Origin of the sequence: Bacteroides clarus, from assembly GCF_015555825.1 — a bacterium.
In the GTDB taxonomy this organism is placed as follows: domain Bacteria; phylum Bacteroidota; class Bacteroidia; order Bacteroidales; family Bacteroidaceae; genus Bacteroides; species Bacteroides clarus.
In genome coordinates this window covers 350,000-369,192 of record NZ_JADNLF010000003.1, presented here as the reverse complement: position 1 = coordinate 369,192, position 19,193 = coordinate 350,000, and the positions used below count along the sequence as shown (strand labels likewise).

The 19,193-nt window shown below is 52.3% G+C and carries 15 protein-coding genes; 4 read left to right on the top strand and 11 right to left on the bottom strand.

The window, feature by feature from the left end:
• Positions 1-335 precede the first annotated feature (335 nt).
• Positions 336-833, bottom strand: coding sequence for an HU family DNA-binding protein (locus I2F54_RS05655; protein WP_009121238.1), 498 nt, complete (start codon positions 831-833; stop codon positions 336-338).
• A 601-nt stretch (positions 834-1,434) separates the two neighbouring features.
• Here I2F54_RS05655 and I2F54_RS05650 point away from each other — a divergent pair.
• Both I2F54_RS05650 and I2F54_RS05645 read left to right on the top strand, forming a co-directional pair.
• Positions 1,435-1,641, top strand: coding sequence for a hypothetical protein (locus I2F54_RS05650; protein WP_118046756.1), 207 nt, complete (start codon positions 1,435-1,437; stop codon positions 1,639-1,641).
• 95 nt (positions 1,642-1,736) lie between these two features.
• Complete coding sequence (locus tag I2F54_RS05645; RefSeq protein ID WP_009121236.1) at positions 1,737-1,982, top strand: DUF4248 domain-containing protein; 246 nt, start codon at positions 1,737-1,739, stop codon at positions 1,980-1,982.
• 124 nt (positions 1,983-2,106) lie between these two features.
• On the opposite strand, the gene I2F54_RS05640 is transcribed toward I2F54_RS05645, so the two are convergent.
• The 5 genes from I2F54_RS05640 to I2F54_RS05620 form a co-directional block, all read right to left on the bottom strand.
• Entirely contained in the window at positions 2,107-2,487 is a 381-nt protein-coding gene (locus tag I2F54_RS05640; RefSeq protein ID WP_009121235.1) for a HepT-like ribonuclease domain-containing protein, read from the bottom strand.
• Positions 2,480-2,773, bottom strand: coding sequence for a nucleotidyltransferase family protein (locus I2F54_RS05635; RefSeq protein WP_009121234.1), 294 nt, complete (start codon positions 2,771-2,773; stop codon positions 2,480-2,482). The genes I2F54_RS05640 and I2F54_RS05635 overlap by 8 nt, the downstream gene beginning before the upstream one ends.
• A 66-nt stretch (positions 2,774-2,839) precedes the next feature.
• Positions 2,840-3,229, bottom strand: coding sequence for a hypothetical protein (locus tag I2F54_RS05630; protein ID WP_195500695.1), 390 nt, complete (start codon positions 3,227-3,229; stop codon positions 2,840-2,842).
• Between the two features lie 395 nt (positions 3,230-3,624).
• Entirely contained in the window at positions 3,625-6,267 is a 2,643-nt protein-coding gene (locus I2F54_RS05625) for a DUF3987 domain-containing protein (protein WP_195500694.1), read from the bottom strand.
• 224 nt (positions 6,268-6,491) lie between these two features.
• Positions 6,492-6,653, bottom strand: coding sequence for a hypothetical protein (locus I2F54_RS05620; protein ID WP_009121228.1), 162 nt, complete (start codon positions 6,651-6,653; stop codon positions 6,492-6,494).
• A 192-nt stretch (positions 6,654-6,845) separates the two neighbouring features.
• Here I2F54_RS05620 and I2F54_RS05615 point away from each other — a divergent pair, with 192 nt between their 5' ends.
• Both I2F54_RS05615 and I2F54_RS05610 read left to right on the top strand, forming a co-directional pair.
• Positions 6,846-9,128 carry a sensor histidine kinase gene (locus I2F54_RS05615; protein ID WP_195500693.1) on the top strand — a complete coding sequence of 761 codons (2,283 nt, stop codon included), beginning with the start codon at positions 6,846-6,848 and terminating at the stop codon, positions 9,126-9,128.
• Between the two features lie 162 nt (positions 9,129-9,290).
• Positions 9,291-12,482 carry a TonB-dependent receptor gene (locus I2F54_RS05610; RefSeq protein WP_195500692.1) on the top strand — a complete coding sequence of 1,064 codons (3,192 nt, stop codon included), beginning with the start codon at positions 9,291-9,293 and terminating at the stop codon, positions 12,480-12,482.
• A gap of 85 nt (positions 12,483-12,567) precedes the next feature.
• On the opposite strand, the gene I2F54_RS05605 is transcribed toward I2F54_RS05610, so the two are convergent.
• The 5 genes from I2F54_RS05605 to I2F54_RS05585 form a co-directional block, all read right to left on the bottom strand.
• Positions 12,568-13,680: an endonuclease/exonuclease/phosphatase family protein gene (locus tag I2F54_RS05605; protein ID WP_195500691.1), complete on the bottom strand. Its 1,113-nt coding sequence runs from the start codon at positions 13,678-13,680 to the stop codon at positions 12,568-12,570.
• A gap of 81 nt (positions 13,681-13,761) precedes the next feature.
• On the bottom strand, positions 13,762-14,718 hold the full coding sequence (locus tag I2F54_RS05600; protein ID WP_195500690.1) for a D-2-hydroxyacid dehydrogenase: 957 nt from the start codon (positions 14,716-14,718) through the stop codon (positions 13,762-13,764).
• A 25-nt stretch (positions 14,719-14,743) separates the two neighbouring features.
• Positions 14,744-16,039: a replication-associated recombination protein A gene (locus I2F54_RS05595; RefSeq protein ID WP_195500689.1), complete on the bottom strand. Its 1,296-nt coding sequence runs from the start codon at positions 16,037-16,039 to the stop codon at positions 14,744-14,746.
• A gap of 22 nt (positions 16,040-16,061) precedes the next feature.
• The gene (locus I2F54_RS05590) at positions 16,062-16,448 is read right to left on the bottom strand and encodes a four helix bundle protein (protein WP_195500688.1); all 387 of its coding nucleotides are present in this window, start codon (positions 16,446-16,448) and stop codon (positions 16,062-16,064) included.
• Between the two features lie 38 nt (positions 16,449-16,486).
• Positions 16,487-19,072 (bottom strand): DUF5686 and carboxypeptidase-like regulatory domain-containing protein, encoded by a 2,586-nt coding sequence (locus I2F54_RS05585; RefSeq protein WP_087411828.1) that lies wholly within the window; start codon positions 19,070-19,072, stop codon positions 16,487-16,489.
• Positions 19,073-19,193 lie beyond the last annotated feature (121 nt).

Sequence of the window (19,193 nt, the reverse complement as noted above, 5' to 3'; positions counted from 1 at the left end):
GTCCCACCAGGTTGATTTTGTTGACATAATAATTGGGGTTAAGTTAAGTAAATACGCATAATCGGCTTATACTATCTGTTATTCGGAGCGAAGCAAAGAATCTCTTCTCTATGCATGCGAAAAAGGGAGTGGTTTCTTCGCAGGCTCCGAAGGACAGGTATTTTGGATATAAACTGATTTTCAGCATTTACTTATGGGTTATTTATAATAATGAAGATTGATTGAAATGTTATCGGGGGATAGGGGTACGGACGGGCAGACGGCCTTTCAATAACGGGATAAGGCTTGAAATCCGTTCCGCCTCGTCTTTTACCCTGTTTCAGCCCGGCGGGTTCTTAGCCCAACGGGTTCTCTTCTTCTCCGTCGTTTCCGCCACCGCCGCCATTGCCGCCCGACGAACCGTCCTCTTTGGGATTGTACAACTCGAACGCCACGTTGTTCGGCCCGCCTTTGGTCGTTGCTCCGGAATCATTTACCAGACGCAGGCCGCTGTCGGTGAGGAAACGGATATTCACCTTGTCGATATTCTTAACGGTGGAGTCTTCCGATTTCACGGTGCCTTTGCTGTGGAAAGTGGTGTAGAACACGCCGAGGCCGTCCAGCTTTACGCTGTCGCCGTCTGTCAGCTTGCGCTTGATGTTGCGTACAAGGGCGGTGACTACGTGCTCCACGTCTTCGGCGGACATACCGCCCAGTTCCTCAATCTCTTGCGCGATGCGCTTGGTGTCGTACAGGCGGGAGTTCTTGGCTTTCCGCTTCAAGTAATACAGTTGCGGGGAAGTCTTGTCCCCGACTTTCTGATAGCGTTGTACACGCTCTACGATAATTGCCATGATGAAATTAGGTTTTAATTGGTAATATTGATTATTGATTGCTGACGGTCAGAGGAGAAGTCTCCGCGGCGATATTCCTTACCTCGTTTCGTTGAAACAAAGATACGGCAGGCACAAGGCGGAAAATATGTTTCGGTAAGGTTGGGTAGTTTTGAGTAGGGATAAGTAAGGTTATGTAAGGATAAGTAAGATTGAGTTGTTTTGAGTAAGGATAAGTAATGTTATGTAAGGATAAGTAGGTTGAGCGGTTTTGCGTAAGGATAGGTAAGATTATGTAAGGATAAGTAAGCTTAAGTTGTTTTGCGTAAGGATAGGGCATGTTTAGTAAGCTTGGATAAGGATAAGTAAGCTTAGGCGACGCTCGGTACGTTTGAGTGCTGCTAAGTACGATTGGGTAACAATGACAGATAGTACAAACAGACTTTCTATTGTATTAAATTATAATAATCATGCAAATAATAGCAAAAAAGTGTTATCTTTGAGCATCCTTCTTTCCGCAAGGGGAGTAAGGTGCGTTTTTTTCGATGGGGCGTCCCCCCGACGTTTTTTTGTAAAGCAGATAAGATAACCCCTTACATAAACCAAAAAAAATAACAAACTAATGGATAAAAGTCCTGTATGTACCTGCCTGATGAAGCAGGATTTGGAAGAAGCCGCCGACCCTTATGAGTTTCTCGACGAAAACTACTCAATCTCCGGTATCCTCGACAATTTGGATAAACTCTCCCAGAAAGAATTGAAATGCGCCTGTTGCCTGTTTGGCGTGGCGTTGCAGAAAGGCTGCAAGAAGAAAAAAAGACGGTGGTAGAGGATGATATACCGTCCGATATAATTGCTTATCCCGCTGAAAATCACTATCTTTATATCTCCAACCATAATTAGGATTACCGTAAATTACCCCACATGGAACAGGCAGATGAAGATATTGTAGAGAAAGCGTTTGTCGTGCGCAGCTACGGCAAAGGCGAATTGGCGAGCATGTATATAGGCGGTGTGCAACAGCAGACGGCCGTCAAGCAGTTTAACGAATGGATACGCACCGCTCCCGGACTGGAACAGCAGTTGCAGGAAACGGGCATGACGCCTACCGCAAGACGGTACACGCCCGCGCAAGTGCGGCTTATAATAGGGGTGTTGGGGACGCCATGATTTCCACCTCACAGGATAAATCCATTCCGCCCGTAAGACGGATATTTCCGTTTCACGGGATGAATTTATTCCTCTCGCAGGATGATTTATTTCATCTCGTAAGAGGAATGAAAATGACTTGCACTTATTTTTTTTTACTTATATCTTCAATCATCTGCTGAATAATGGGAAGCATTGTGGGGATATCTTCTTTCAGAGTTTTGAATACAACTTCTGCATCCATTTCAAAATAGTGATGGGCTATTTTATCCCTCATTTTCATAACTCCGCTCCAGTATATTTCGGAGTAGTGGGGAAGCAGTTCTCCTTGAGTTATTTTATCAAGCCCCTTTACAGCTTCACCCAGTGCTATCAGATTCATACAGATAGCATCAAGACGCATCATTCCGTCCGGTGATAGTAGAAAGTCGTCCGGAGTATTGGCTACGGCAGCACGTTCGGTTATCATTTGCAGTGCATCTTGGATATTACACAGACTGTCGAGTGCTAAATCTTTGTCATACATAGATACTTTCTTTTAATATTCGTTGTTTCAGGCGGCTGTTCATACGTTCTCGTATCCTTATCAAGTCTACCGGGCTTCCCAACAGATTTTCTAATTCGTTTTGAAAACGTTCCAGCGTGAGGAGTGAAGGAGCATCTCCTTCGTAGCAGATGTCGACATCACTGTGCTCTGTCTGTTCACCACGGGCAACGGAGCCGAAAATACCAAGGCGTTTCACACCGTATTTGGCGGCGGAGTGTGCCTTGTAGGTACGAAGTAACTCTAATATTTCGGTAGTCGATTTCATGGGATTATGCTTTTATGTATTGCTATGTGATGCTTATACATTGTACACAAAGATACTAATAGTTTTTTAGAAACGGCTTTGTCTCGCGGCTTTTTTCTTTTTTTTGAGAAATGCGGGCAGGAGCGAGGTAAGGTACTTCTTTATCCGTTTCCAGCGGGATGCGGGGCGTTGGCGCAGCCGTATCAGTGCGTGGGCGTACAGGCAACAATCGCAGCGCAGGTGGGCGAGGGACGTGCCGTAAAGGTTGTCTAACGATTCGGGAAAGGTGCAGTAGGAGTGTAAAAGGTCGTAGAGGTCGGGAGTGGTTTTTAGTTCTTCCAACAGGGCGCAGTAGCGGTGGGGGCAGGGATGTTTCTCTGTCAGGTCGGGAAATGCCGTTGAGGGGGCTGTCGCCTTATCGGTGCTATCGGCAATCACCTCGTTTTTTTCTTCGCTTGTTTCTTGTTCCTTTTTCATGGCTTTTTTTTAATCGGGTTAATAGTGTGTTCCCCCGTCAGCCATAATAAAGAATGGCGTGGAAACTATTGATATTATTATCCTATCCCTGAGGCTCTGGTAAGACCATCCAAACGAATAATAATAAGCAATAGCTCCACGCCAAACTTTTATATAACAGAGTTATACGCAAGCCGGACGTGGAGAGTCTCACCTATTATTCGTGTTTGTGAAAATTTACCAGACTTTCAAAAAGGGATAACGAATAATAAAATGATTTTCTCCAAATCAAGAAAAACACATCTTCTCACAACGCCGGGAGAAGACCGGGACAAAGATAAACATTTTTCCGGTTGCCCGTACGAAATGGGGAGATATTGTTTGGGGTCATTTTTGGGGTCACTTCCTTATTGACCCTATTTCCCCCGCCTTTTATTCCTTTTTCTATACTTATCTCCTTGCTTTACAATGAGTTCCTGTTCCAATCCTTTCTTGAGAATACGCTTGGCGGTGGAGAGGGAAATGCCGAGATTTTGGGCGGCGAAGGTGAAGTCACTGTAAGAAAAAGAGCGTGGCAAGTCGGCCAGTATCTGGTCGAACTGGTGGAAGTGCCGCATGAGGACGGGCTGTCGTCCGGTGTCGGGCAGTGTGGTTCCCAGCAGCAGACTGTGTTCAAGGATTGTGGCTACAATCTGCATGGCGGCGTTGAAATCGGCATCGGTGCAGGCATACTCTTTGGCGTAGCGGTAATCGTCCCATTTGCGGAAAATGGTAAGGATGGATGCCAGGCGCATGGCAAGCAGCCCGTGACGGAATACAATGCTGCTGGGATATTCGCGTCCCTCTACCAAAGCGGATTTGAGCCACAGTGAGAACTGTTGCGTGTGGCGTTCCCACTGTTCGGGGGTAAAGGTGACGAGGGTGGGAGAGTCCAGCAACAACTTGTGCATATCGAACAGCTTCTGCCCCAGTGCGCGGAAGTGCGCGCGCAGGTCTACACGTCCTTCGCCGGGGGAGCAGGTTTCCCAATGCAGACTGAGCTGACGGGTGTAGATAAGGAAGCGGCTGTACAGACCGTTTTCGTGTGAATGGAAGAAGTTGATGAACTGCTCCTGTGTGCCCGATATGGCGAGTGCAAGGTGTGGATGAGGTACGACTATCGGGTCGCCGTCTGCCTTGTACGACTGCGAGATTTCTTCGTGGTGGGCGGCTTTGCAGAGGATGTCCTCGTATTTGCCGTAGTCTTGGGTGAGCGAAGAAATGAGGGTGTTGATTTCGGTAGACGCCATGTGGCAACCGAGTTCGCCATTGGTGGCAAGCTGTTCCAGCAGGCGGCTTTTACTGGTGGTGGCAGAGGTTTTCAGATACTTGCCTTTGGGTTCTTCCGGCTTCTTGTCGGTGTCGGGAGAGCGGTGCTCACGTTGGGCTTGATGCAGTTCGTTGTCCCAATCGGCCTGTGCTTTCTCGAAAGCTTTTTTCTGTTGGCGGCGTTCGTCGTCATAGTGCTCCTGAGTGGCGTCGAGCAGGCTGATGATAAAGGCCAGTACGCCTTTTCCCGCTCCGGCGGCGGCTATCAGGGCAAGGTAGAAATGAGGCGAATAGAGGGCGTTCTTATAGAAGAAGCTGACGTGGGGGAAGAGGGCTCCGCAACAGCTCAGGCAGCCCAGCAGTACGATGTCCCGTTCGCGCAGGTCGCCGGAGTACTTTACGCACTCTTTGAGCAGTGCGGGCAGTCCGTCGTAAACGCTGTCGGGAATGTAGGGAGAACTGGCACGCAGTTCGTTGTTTTTCTCCAACAAATCCGCGTCTTCGAGAGCTTCATCGGGCGGCTCGGAGGGGTCATATAGAACCTGACCCCTATTTTGAACCCTGTTGTGCTCTTCCGTTTTTTGCGGAAGTGATTCAATGAACTGATAACCAGCGTTTATACGTTGACGGATGTCCTCGGCTGTAAAATCGGTCGCAGAGTAGCGGCGGGTGAAGATACGGGTGATTTCTTCCAGCTCTTCTTTTGAAAATCCTTTACTACGTGCCACACGTCCGAGCTTCAGCGCAAGGTCGTTCCGTTCGCCTCGGCGGAAAGGGTTGCGATGCTCGAAGTCGTTGAGGAATTGGGCGAGGAAACCGGGAGCGGCATGAGGGTTGGAAGGAGTGGCGGAGTTAGAAGCAGTGTTGGAAGTAGTGTTGGAAGCAGTGTTGGAAACGGTGTTCGGGGCAGAGGCGGAAACTGAGGCGGAAGCTGCTGCCGTACCTGCGTCTGTTGTATCTGCGTTCGTACCTGTTCCTGCATTTGCAACTCCTGTTGTATCTGTTCCTGCTGTATCTGTTCCTGCTGTTACTCCTGTTCTTGTTTCCGATGTCCTTGTTTCTGTTCCTGTTCCCGAACTCCTATTTCCTACATTCCCGTTCCCTGCATTTTCATTCCCTGCAATCTCCTTTTCCGCAACTCTCCCTTCCGGGCCCGTCATTTCCTCTCCCCACTGCATCCGGAACGTTTCCGCACCGGGGTTGTAATACGCGTCGGCATCCCACGAGTAGAAGCTGGGCTGCGTCAGTATCTTGCACTTGGAGTCGTAATCGTGTCCGGCATGGCGGCTCACGGCTTCTCCTACGGCGGCGTACAACCGCTCATAGTTCCGTTCCACATCCCCGGCGGCCACGAGCGCGAATGCGCGTACCCCGTTGTGCGAGAAACTCATGTGCGCCACCACCACGTAAGGCAGTTGCCGCAACAGGCCGCACACTTCGGCGGTGCGCGCTCCGGTGTGGTCCATGTCTATTTGCAGCAGTCCGCTGTGCCTGACGAGGTTCTTTACCGCATGTCCGCCGCTGCACACGCCGGCGGGTACGATGCAGGGCATCCTGTCCTTTACGGCCTGCGCTTCGGCTTCATGTCCCGGCAGGGCTGCGAGGCGCATATACTCCTCTACGCGTGCCTTGAACATATCGCTGCGCACATTGTTTACATACTGTCGAAGGCTGATGATCCGTGATGTTTTACTTCGGACGGAGCCGAATTCGGAGATTTCTATCTCTCCCTCTGTACATGTAGTTACCATGTCTTTGTTTTATAGGATGAGTACTGATTGAAGCAGGCTGTCTCCGATGCATGCAAAGCGCGGTCGGAAGACAGCCTGTTCAACGTTTGTTACCACAAAGTTACTGAAAATAAAACGGACGCTTTTTCCTGCCTATACACTTTGCGCCACCTATTCCGGTGTGTCCCAACGCATTGCATTTGTGTAAATGTATAAACATACTTATGGGGGATATTTGTACTTTATTAACGGTTCAGCGCCCTTTCCCGTTCCTTTTCCCGCTGCGCCAGCTTTCTTTCGTAGGCCTTAATCAGTTTCTCACATCCCTTTACTATCCGCTTCAACGTGTGGTAGGCTTCATCGCTTACTTCGTAGTTTTCGTCGGTAACGATTTTAATACACTCCATGGCTTTTCTTACTCGATTCAGATGTGCCCATCCTTCTTTTTTTTAGTTTCCATAATGATTCATATAATGTTTTACCTTAAAAAATAAAGGCGGCAAAGATATTTTAAATTTCCTGAAAAATAATCATGCCGGCAGGCTTTTATATCGGGTATATATCCGTATCTTTGCATATAGAAAAGACGAACAAACAAAATGAAAATAAAGACAATAGCTGCCTTGCTGTCGTGCTGGATATTTTTGCTCTGCCTGCCGGGATGCGGGCGCAAGCCTTATGCCGGGCGGTATAAGATAGCTCTTGTCCACTCCTACGAAGCCGGGTATCCGGATGCCGGACGCACCCGGGAAATGCTGAGTGACGCGCTGGCCAGGCGCGGCATCTCCTGCGACTTCCGCGAATACTTCCTGGACTGCGACGACCTGCTGCCCGCTAAAGAAGAAGAGCGCTGCTCGGACTTCATCGACGACTTCACCCGCTGGGGCGCCCGCCTCGTGGCGGTGCTGGACGACCAGGCGCTCTACTCGCTCATGGCCTGCGGCAATCCCCGCCTGCACGACCTGCCCGTGGTGTTCGGCGGCGTAAACTATCCCAACCGCAAGCTGCTGGAACGCTATCCCAACGTGACGGGCTATGCCGACGCTCCCGACTACCTGAACACCGTACGCATGGTGGAGCGCATCATGGGCAAGTCCCGCGTGTGCGTGATAAACCGCAACAGCGTACTCGACCGCTTCATCTGGAACGACCTCACCGGGCAGCTCCGCGGGAAAGGCTACGAAATCTACTGCGGACAGATAAAAGAGCATGTCCGGTACCATCGCAAGTTGAGTTCCGCCCTGCCATCCGCCGCTCCAGGCCTGACGTGGCAGAACGAGCGTTTCGACACCACCGCCATCGTCCGGCTGAACGGCGACTCGCTCTCGCTCACCCAGATGGCGTGGACGGGGCACGGCCACCGTACGCTCTGCCTTTTCACCAGACGGGAATTCATAGCCGTGCACTCCGCCAACTTCTTCCACAACCCCTGCTTTGAAACTGTGAACGAAGGTTTCGGCACGTCGGACTACGCTCTGGGCGGCTACTTCGCTCCCCTCGAAACGCAACTGGACGACATGGCGCAGGGCATCGCCGAACGTCTCCGCGGCGCGACGCCCGACAGGCAGGTGCGGTATTGCGCCAAGCGGTACGTCGTAAACTGGCACGTGCTGCAACGCTACGGCATCCCCCTGAGCCGCATCCCCAAGGAGTACACCGTGATGTACATCCCCTTTACGGAACGCTATCATTACACCTTATTATATATAGCCGCCCTTTCGGGGCTTCTCCTGCTGCTGTTCATCGCCTTTCTTATCCGCAGCCTCTCCGTGGAGCGCAGGCGCAAGCGTGAGGCGCAGCACTCCCTGCATTACGAGCACGAAACGCTGACGCTTGCCATCAGCGGCAGCTCCACCTACGTGTGGCGCCTGGAAGGCGAGGGGATTATCTGCGACCCGCACTTCTACGACCTTATCCGCCACCCGCGCGAGCGCATCACGCTGGACGAGATAATACACTTCCTGCATCCCGACGACCGCGAGCGTTTCTACCGCAGCTACCGTGCCTCGGAGAACGTGCATACCCATAAAGGGCAGTACCGCTTCGACTTCACCGGCGGGGGCTACGAATGGTGGGAACTGCGTTACAGCACGCTGCAGGCCACCGTGTCGGGCGGCAGGTACATCATTACGGGACTGTTGCAGAACATCCAGGACGTCAAAGACCATGAAGAGGAACTGATACAGGCGCGCCGTCTGGCGGAGCGTGCCGAGCTGAAACAGTCGTTCCTGAACAACATGAGCCACGAGATACGCACGCCCCTCAACGCCATAGCGGGCTTCGCCAATCTGCTGGTGTACGACCCGGAGCTGTCCGAAACGGAGAAGCGGGAGTATGCCGGCATCATCGACACCAACACCAAACTGCTGCTGAAACTGGTGGACGACGTGCTGCAACTCTCGCGCATGGAAACCGCCAACATGTCTTTCGACCTGCGCCGCGAAAGCGTACGCCACCTGCTCGAAGCGGTTTACCGGACACACAGCGTACTGATAAAACCGCCGCTGGAGTTCATTGCGGATTTCCCGGCAGAGGACGCCTTCGTGCACGCAGACCGCATGCGCCTGACGCAGGTCGTCACGAACTTTCTGAACAACGCCGGCAAATTCACGTCCGAAGGCCATATCAGGCTGGGATACGTCCGCCTGCCCGCCACCCGCGAAGTGGGCATCTACGTGGAAGACACCGGGATAGGTATTCCGCAAGAGGAACGGGAGATGATTTTCACCCGCTTCTACAAGCGCAGCGAGTTTTCGCAAGGCGTGGGACTGGGGCTGCCCATCTGCAAAGTCATTGTGGAACGGCTGGGCGGACGCATCGAAGTAAAATCGCAAGTGGGGCGGGGAAGCCGGTTTACGGTGGTGCTGCCTTGCGCGGAATAGTCATATATACCTTTTTTCCGATGACATATACCGTATTTACATACCTGCTGACGCTATTCTTAAAAAATGTAGCAGAAATGTAATGCAAGTACATATTATTTTGCGTATCTTTGCCAATGTTTTCAGAAATATAACATTTTACGAAACTAATTAAAAACAATTATGTTAAAAAGAGTAAGACTTATTTTTACGCTGATGCTGGTTCTGGCAGCTGCGGGCGTAAATGCGCAGGTTACCACTTCCGCCATCAGCGGCAAGGTGACCGACGAACAGAATGAAACAGTGATCGGAGCGACGATTGTTGCTGTTCATGAGCCCTCTGGTACACAGTACGGCGCCATCACCAACGTGGACGGACGCTATACCATTCAGGGTATGCGTACGGGCGGCCCGTACAAGCTTACAGTGTCTTATGTAGGTTATCAGAGCGCGGCGTTTACCGGCATCATGCTGGAATTGGGTAACACTTACACACAGAACGTAAAACTGCACCCCAGCTCGGAGTTGCTGGATGAAGTGGTAGTCGTAGCCGACGCCAAGACCAAAAGCGGCGCTGCCACCAACTTCTCCGCAAACGCCATCGAGAATACCCCGACCGTAGACCGCAACATCTACGACATCGTGAAGAACAGCCCGCTGGCCATGACTTCCAAAAACGGTGGTATCACGTTTGTTGGCTCCAACAACCGCTACAACAGCTTCCAAATCGACGGTACGGTAGCCAACGACGTATTCGGCCTCTCTGCCGGCGGTACGAACGGCGCTCAGACAGGCGCCAATCCCATCTCCATGGACGCCATTCAGGAAATTCAGGTGGTGGTAGCCCCCTACGACGTCCGCCAGAGCGGATTTACGGGCGGCGGCATCAACGCCATCACCAAGCAGGGTACGAACGAAACTCACGGTTCGGCTTACACCTATTTCAACAACCAGAACATGTATGGCAAGTATAGCGCCGTACGCGGCTACGAGAAGTCGCCGATGTCTCAGCAGTTCGACCGTACTTACGGCGGTACGCTGGGCGGCGCCATCATCAAGAACAAACTGTTCTACTTCGTCAGCGCGGAAGGCAAGAAGAACAGCTATCCTTCAAGCACTTACCCGGGCTATACCTCTAACTATATCACCAGCGCCACCGCCAAGCAGATTGCCGACCAGTACAAGAATCTGACCGGCATCGAAGAGGCTTACGGCGAACGTGACATCGAACAGAAATCTTTCGGCCTCTTGGCGCGTGTGGACTGGAACATCAGCGAAAAGCATAAACTCGCCGTACGCTACCAGCACAACAACTCTTATAAAGATGTGTACGGAGCCAACTCCACCACTTACTACTTCGGCAACAGCGGTTACCGCATGAACAACAAGATGAATTCGGTAGTGGCCGAGTTGAACTCCCGCCTGAGCGATAACCTCTACAACGAGCTCCGTGCATCGGGCACGTTCGTTCGCGACTTCCGCGATACGGAATATGCAGGCCCTTGCGTGCAAATCAAGAATGTATTGGGCGGTGACGGTGAAACGAAGATTACAGCCAACATCGGTACGGAATTCTCTTCCGGCGCCAACAGACTGAATCAGGATGTATACAGCTTCGAGGACAACCTCTCCTGGTATCTCGGCAACCATACCCTGACTTTCGGTACCCACAACGAAATCTACAAAATCAGCAACTTGTTTATCCAGGCTTCGGAAGGCGCGTGGTACTACAACTCGCTTGATTTGTTTATGGCGGATAAACCTTATCAGTTTACTTATAAGTATAGCGATCCCGCTCTTACGGGTGGCGACTTGAAATACGCCCCTGTAATGAAAGCCGGACAGTTCGGCTTCTACGCTCAGGACAAGTGGGTGGTGTCGAGAGACTTCAACTTCACTTACGGTATCCGTTTCGATATTCCTTTGCTGTTCAATGATCCTACCGTAAACCCGGCTTTCAATGACTTTGCCGTAGAACGTAACCTCGGTGTACGTGTAGGCGAAACCCCGAGCGCCAAGCTGATGGTTTCACCGCGTGTAGGTTTCAGCTGGTATACAGACGAAGAGCATCGCACGCTTATCCGTGGCGGTGTGGGTATCTTTACCGGACGTGTACCGTTCGTATGGCTCAGCAACTCGTTCAACAATACGGGTATGGAACAGAAAGGTACTACCATCGCTCCCAAGGATGTCGATAAGAACTATACCAACGAAGCTCCTACTTTGACACAATATAAGGACAATCCTTTATCTGCCGCCACAACCAATGCCAAGCAGGATATTGTGACCGTAGCCAATGACTTTAAATATCCGCAAGTTTTGCGCGCTAACTTGGCATGGGAGCAATTCCTGCCGGGTAACGTGAAAATGACTCTTGAGGGTGTTTACTCCAAGACCATGAACAACGTGTTCTTTGAAAACCTCGCTTTGGTGGAAAACGGACAGGTGTACGCCGTTCCGGGTGTAGAGGCTTCCGCTTCTCCCGCTTATAAGGTGCAGGCCGGTGATTATTACTCCATCATCAACCTGAAGAATACGAACAAGGGTTACAGCTACGCTCTTTCAGCCTTGCTGGAGAAACACTTCGGATTCGGTCTCGACATGTCAGCTTCTTATACGTTCGGACACTCCAAGTCTGTGAACGACGGTACTTCTTCCGTAGCTTACTCCAACTGGAAGTACAACTACTCCCGTGATACCAACAGCGGCAACGAACTCGGTTTCTCCAAATTCGATATTCCGCACCGTGTAATGGCTCAGGTAGCTTACACCACTCCGAAATACTGGAACAACTGGATGAGTACTTCTATCTCTGTCATCTACAACGGATTCTCCGGAAACCGTTACAGCCTGACCATGAACGAATCTGCTGACTTCAACGGTGACGGTTTTAGCGGCAATTCCCTGCTGTACATCCCGACCGACGAAGAACTGAACAAGATGGAATTTGTGGATGCTACAAACAAGCAGGGAGAAGTGACCATGACCGCCGAAGAGAGCCGCCAGGCTTTCAAACAGTGGATTGAGGACGACGCTTACGCCAAGAACCACCGCGGACAGTATGCCGAACGTAACTCCAACCTCACCAAGTGGGAGCACGAAATCAATCTCCACCTGGCTCAAACCATCTATAATCCTAAGGGTTTGGGTAAGCTGGAATTTACTTTCGACATCATCAACTTCGCCAATATGCTGAATAAGAAGTGGGGAGCAACCTACGGCTCGCTCTACAACCTCTCACCGATTTCCGTTACGAAACTGACAACGGTAAACGGCCAGACCACTCCTAACTATATCTACAACAAGTCTGAAATCACCAAGAGCGATGTTTCTTCACGCTGGCACGCTCAGGTAGGTGTTCGCTTGACGTTCTAAGGATATTTTATTTTATGTTTATTTTTATGGTAGAGCTGTTCCGGGAAACCGGGGCGGCTCTATCTTTTTTTAGTTGTAGCGTCTTTTAATACTTCACCGTGAATATCACCGGATTGTGGTCGCTGCATAAATCCAGATCGGGAGAGTAGTAGTCGATGCATTCCAGTTCGGGTGAATGGAAGGCGTAGTCGATACGCAGCATGCGCTTGCCGTAGCGGTAGGTGTACATATAGCCGTGTCCGCCCGTCTTGAAGCCGTCTTCGAGGAATCCGGAGAGCCGGCGGTAGGTGTAGGATGAGGGTAGGGAGTTGAAGTCGCCGCACACCAGTACGGGGTGAGGGGCGGCAATGGCGAGGTGACAGATGCTGTCGGTTTGGGCGGCACGTTTCACGAAGTTTTCATGCAGGGTTTCCGCCGCGTCCTGTACGGCCTGCGCTTCACGGCGGGTATTGTCGGTGGTGAGTTCGCGTTCCCATTTTTTACGGTTCCGGCTGACGCCGGTAGTTTGCAGGTGGTTGTTCAGCAGACGGATGGTGTCCGTACCCGCAACGATGTCGCACAGCATGCTGCAATTGGAGCTGTGGGGGTAGGTGATGAAGCGTCCGCCGGTGAGCGGGTAGCGGCTGAATACGGCGATGGGGAGAAGGCCGCGGATGGAGTCGTCTGCGGGGATAAGAGCGTATTGCCAGTAGGAAAGGGCGCGACGCAGGCTGTCTACCGTGAAGTGTTCGTTGCCGCCGAATTCCTGAAAGCAGAGCACATCGACGTGCTGTTGCCGCATGTACCTGGCTATCTCTTTGCAGGAGTAGCCGGTGATTTCGTTTCCGAAGTTATGAACGTTGTAGGTGGCTACGGTGAGGTAACCGCCGGGTTTGCCCTGGCGGTTCGGTGCCGATGCCGTGGCGGGTATGTCACGGGCGGAACCGAACCGGATAACGGCCGTGAGGTACTCCCAATTGAAGAAGAAAGCTATCAGCGTGACGAACGCCCATTTCTTGCGTGCCACTGCCCAGCAGAGGGAGACAATCAGGCAGGAGACCAGCAATACCGGTACGGCAAGTCCCAGCAAGGGCATGACGGTGGAGCTTTCCGGATGGTAATGTCCGGAACGGGACGCGAGGACGGTGACGGCGGCCAGCACGAATGTGGCGGCTGTCAGTATCAGATGAAACAGGCTTTTGACGGCGGCTTTTCCCATGGTCGGCACCGGTGACTTATAAGGGCGTCGGAAGCTCCGGAGACGGGACTGCCGGAGCTTTGACGCTTACTCTTCTGTCGGTTATTTTATTACTGAATTAATCGTTTTTCCGTCTAAGAAGGCTTTTACATTGTCCAGCATGATTTGCATGAGGCGTTCGCGGGCGGCGGCGCTTGCCCAGGCGATGTGCGGGGTGATGTAACAGTTTCTGGCGGTGAGCAGCGGGTTGTCGGCACAGGGCGGCTCTTGCGAGAGTACGTCCAGCCCGGCGGCGAAGATGGTGCCGTTGTTCAGGGCATCGGCAAGGTCTTGCTCGTTGATAAGCGGGCCGCGTCCGGTGTTGATGAGAATCGCGTTGGGCTTCATCTGTTTCAGGCGGGCGGCGTTAATCAGTTCGCGGGTGGAGTCGGTGAGGGGGCAGTGCAGGCTGATGATGTCGCAGTTGGCAAAGAGTTCGTCGAGCTCCGTTTTCTTGATTTCGGGGGGAAGCTGGAAAGGCGATTTGGATGTGTACGCATGTACTTCCATGCCGAAGCCGATGGCGATGCGGGCGGTGTTGTAGCCGGTTTGTCCGAGGCCGATGATACCGATTTTCTTACCGCGCAGTTCGATGAGCGGAGTGTCCCAGAAGCAGAAATCGGGACTGTCGCTCCAACGGCCTTTGCGTATCTCGTCGGTGTAGTGCTGCACCTGCTGGGCGATGTTGAGGATGTGCGCGAAGACCATTTGCGCGACGGACGGGGTGCTGTATGCCGGGATATTGGTAACGATGATGCCCCGCTCTTTGGCAGCGGCGGTATCGACGATGTTGTATCCGGTGGCAAGTACGCCGATGTATTTCAGGTCGGGCAGGGATGCGATGGTCGCCGCATCGAGCACGACTTTGTTCGTCAGCAGGATATCTGCTCCGGCTGCACGTTCAAGTACTTCGGTGGGGGCGGTACGTTCGTAAATGGTACATTCGCCCAGGCTTTTCAGTTCGTCCCAGGAGAGGTCTCCGGGGTTGGCGGCGTAGCCGTCTAATGCTATTATTTTCATGGGGTTATAAGTTATGAGTTATGAGTTATGAGTTATGAGTTATGGGGGTGGGGGTGTCATTTCGCTTTCCCCACAAACTGTCCATCCTTTCCTTATGCTTCTGTTCGGCGGGATTGTCCTGAGGATGCCAGATGCGGCGGTCTTTCAGGTCGTCGGGCAGGAACTGCTGGCGGACGAAATTGCCGGGATAGTCGTGGGCGTATTTATAGTTGCCGCCGTAACCGAGCTGTTTCATCAGTTTGGTGGGGGCGTTGCGCAGGTGCAGGGGAACGGGCAGGTTGCCTGTCTGCCGCACCAGTTCGAGGGCGTCGTTGATGGCCATGTAGGCGGAGTTGCTCTTGGGACTGGTGGCGAGGTAGATGGTAGTCTCCGCCAACGGGATGCGCCCTTCAGGCCAGCCTACTTTCATGATGGTGTCGAAGCAGGCATTGGCCAGCAGCAGGGCGTTGGGGTTTGCCAGTCCGATGTCCTCGGAAGCGGAAATGACGAGACGGCGGGCTATGAAAGCGGGGTCTTCACCGCCCTCTACCATGCGTGCCAGCCAGTAGATGGCTCCGTCGGGGTCGCTGCCGCGGATGGACTTGATGAAGGCGGAGATGATGTCGTAGTGCATCTCTCCGTCTTTGTCGTAGGCGAGGGGATTCTGCTGAAGGCGCTCGGTCACCATCTCGTCGGTAATGACAACGGGGTCGCCGGCTTCGGACTGCACGACGAGGTCGAGGATATTAAGCAGTTTGCGGGCATCGCCGCCACTGTAACGGAGCATGGCGGTTGTCTCCTTGAGCTCTATCCGGCGCTCTTTCAGCTGGACATCCGTGGTTATGGCGCGCCGGAGCAGTTCCAACAGGTCGTCTTTCTCCAGTGATTTCAGTACGTAGAGCTGGCAACGGGAGAGCAGCGGACGGATTACCTCGAACGAGGGGTTCTCCGTGGTAGCGCCTATCAGCGTCACCGTTCCCTGTTCCACAGCGCCGAGCAGGGAGTCTTGCTGCGACTTGCTGAAACGGTGTATTTCATCGATGAACAGTATCGGGCTTGCCTGCGAGAAGAAGCGGTTGCTCTTGGCGCGGTCTATCACGTCGCGTACGTCCTTTACGCCGCTGGTCACAGCGCTGAGGGTGTAGAACGGAGTTTCCAGCTTGTTGGCTATAATCTGTGCAAGCGTCGTCTTGCCCACTCCCGGCGGGCCCCATAGGATGAACGAGGAGATGCGTCCCGCATCAATCATCTTGCGCAGTACCGCTCCTTGTCCTACCAAGTGTTTCTGACCGATGTACTCGTCTAATGTCTTTGGCCTAAGCCGTTCTGCTAATGGTTGCATGGTATGAGTTATGAGTTATAAGTTATGAGTTATGAGTTATTGGGTTGTGGGGGGGATGATGGGATTTCTTGGAAGTTATGATGGTAGAGGTTATCATTTTATGTAGTTCGTTGCAATCTTGGTATAAAGAGTCATATTGCTTCGGGTCGATATATTGGGTTCTTTTCAATAGTTCAAGCCAATATAGGGTTTCTGCACACTCTTTTTGGGCAATGGCATGTTTATGAATGAAATCGGCTGTGGACTCTGCATATATCCCTTCACTGATGTTTGCTCCAATAGAGGTGCCGCTCCGTAATATCTGTTTCGCCATAACCTTTTCCTGCTTTTTATCATTCAGAAAATGATATAGGTTGACAATGCGTATCGCAAAATCCATGGCTTTCTCTTTCAATATACTTTCCTTCATATCCCCCCAAATAACTCATAACTTATAACTCATAACTCCTAAAATATCATCAATATCATAAACCTCACTCCGCCTTTCTTCACGCCGGGGATGTCGGTGTAGGTGAGGCGGCGCACATATTCTATGTGCAGCAGCTTGAAGATGTTGTAGATACCTACGCTGGCTTCGACGTAGGGGGTATTGCTCATGATATGGCTGGTGGGCATGCCGTCGCGCATCGGGAAGAGGAAGAGGTCGGGGTTGCCGCTTTTGTACGGGTTGTTCTTGTCCGTCAGTGTGCCCCACATGCCTCGGATGCGGAACATCTCTCTCCACTTCAGCTTCTTGATGAGGGGGATGCGGTTGAAGAGCTTTCCGTTCATGTCGTAGCTGAGGGCGAGTGAGGCGTAGCGGTCGTTCAGGAACTCCATGTTGTTGATGAGGTTGAACGATTCGTTGTTCTGGGTGATGTACGAGAGGTTCGCCATCGGCAGGTTCAGCAACGGGAAGGGCACGGTGTTCCATTGCGCGCCGGCACGGGCGGTGACGTCCAGCTTACCCCACGAACCGAACCAGAAGCGTTTGCGGATGCTGGCTTCCGTAAGGTTGAAGTTGTATTCGCCCCCAAGCACGCCTTTCAGGCCGACGGTGTGAGAGAGGGTGAACGTGGGCGCATCCAGCGATACGGGTACACGGCGCTGCTTGGTGTTGACGAACGTCTCACCGGGGGCGTAACGCAGCGTCAGTCCCAGCTCGGTGGTGGTGACGTCGTGCACCAGGGTGTTCTTCTCGTCCCATTCGCCGGGGGTGGAGCCGTTGTTCTTCCAGTATTGCAGCATACCGGCGGGCTGGTCGTTGCGGTGGCGCGCCATTGCCTTGACGGAGAAGCCGGATTGGGTTTCGAGCTCGTAGGTCAGGGTGGCGTCGCGCATGTACGACATCTGGTCTACGGTAGTCCATTTCCAGCCGACGAACATATTGTCCTTGTCCGTGGCCAGGTACTTGTCCATGGGAGACATCACGTCGTAGGTGTACTGGAAGGCGAGGTAATGCTTGGGGAACTCCCAAAGGACGTACTCGCGCTTGTTGAAGGAGTAGGCGGCCTGTCCGGAGTAGAACCATTTCTTGTCGCGCGTACCGTAGGCTCCGTAACCGCTGAAGCTCCAGTGCGGATGCAGGTTGCCGGTGGTCATGCCGCTGAGACGGAAACGGGTGCCGTTCACGTAGTTGCTGGTAATCATGGTGTTGATGGGACCGAAGTCGAACTTGCTGGGATGCTTCTTGCTGCCCGTCTCCACGAAGTTCTCGATGAGCGCCTTTGCACCGAATATGACGTATTTGAAGCCCGGTATCTGTTCGATGCGGTTCATGAACACGTCCATGGAGCTTTCTTTCTTGGTGAGCGGCACCTGGCGTACTTTAGCCCAGTATTCGTCGCTCTTGGCAAGCATGTTGGCTTCTTTGATGACGTTTCCTTTCAGGCGGAACAGGCGGGGTTCTATCTCATCGAATTTGTAGTCGCTGTACTTGGTGGTGCGCTGCACTTCCAGGCCTTGTATGCCTTTCATCAGGGCGAGCTCCACGGTCATGTCGTCATCGGTGAGTACCCAGTTGCCGTCGGGCAGTTGCTCGAACTGCTGCACGATGTCGAGGTTCTCCACGAAGTTGACGCCTGTCTTCTTGGGCAGGTTCATGATGGCTTTCTTTACGGCGTAGGTGGAGTCTTTCACCACGTACAGGTGTCCGGTGAAGCCGAAGTCCTGCGAGTTCTGGGGTACGAAGGTGAGGTGCACGCATTCCTGCTTGTCCACCATGAGGGTGTCCATCAGGTAGAACTTATAGAAGCTGATGGCTCCGCGTCCGATAGGGCTGACGAAGCGGCGTTGCAGCAGGCGGATATCGTCGTCGTAGATGTTGACGTCGGAGAACACGTCGGTGAGGATGGTGCCCAGCATATCGCCCGTATTGAAGAATTCTTCGATACCGTTGGAGTTCATTCCCTCGATGATGGTTTTCTCGCTCTTGGGACTTTTGCGGTAGATGGTCTTGGAAGCCGTCTCCTTGATGGAGATGGGCAGAATCATCTTGTTGGTCTTGGGCGACACTTCCACCTGGTCTTTGAAGAAAGAGAATTTCTTGTAGATGCCTTTCTCCATTTTCTCCGGCGTGACGTCGTTGATGGACATCTTCATCTTCTCGTATTTCTGGTACTGGTAGTAGTCGTTCTCCTCGAGCTTCAGGGCTTTCTTGTTCTCGATGACCTTCTTCATGAACTCCACGGCGGGGTTGTTCTTGCGCGAGTACTTCTCTTTCTTGGGCTTGACGACGACTTCGGAAAGCATCACGTCGGCGGGTGTCAGCTTTACGTTGAGTACTTTCGTGCCGGGGGCGAACTTCACTTTCTTGGTGATGTAGCCTATGGCGGAGAAGGTCAGTTCATCCCAGCCTTTACGTGTCTCCACCTGGTATTCTCCGTCAGCGTTGGAGATGCCGCCTACGCCTTTTCCTTCGTATTGTACGGTGATATACATCAGCGGTTCGTGGGTGAGGGAGTCCGTTATAACGCCTCTTATCTGTGCTGATGCGCCGGCAGAGGCGAATAGTAAAAGCAAGAGGATGAGGGTAATGCTATATATTCGTTTCATACGTTTCATAATCAAGCCGCAAAGTTAACAATTTACTGTTAATCAAGAAGCAAATATATTTTAAAGAATGAGAGGGATGTTTAAGAGGGTGAGGCCGCCGTTCGGGCGTTTTCTCACTTTA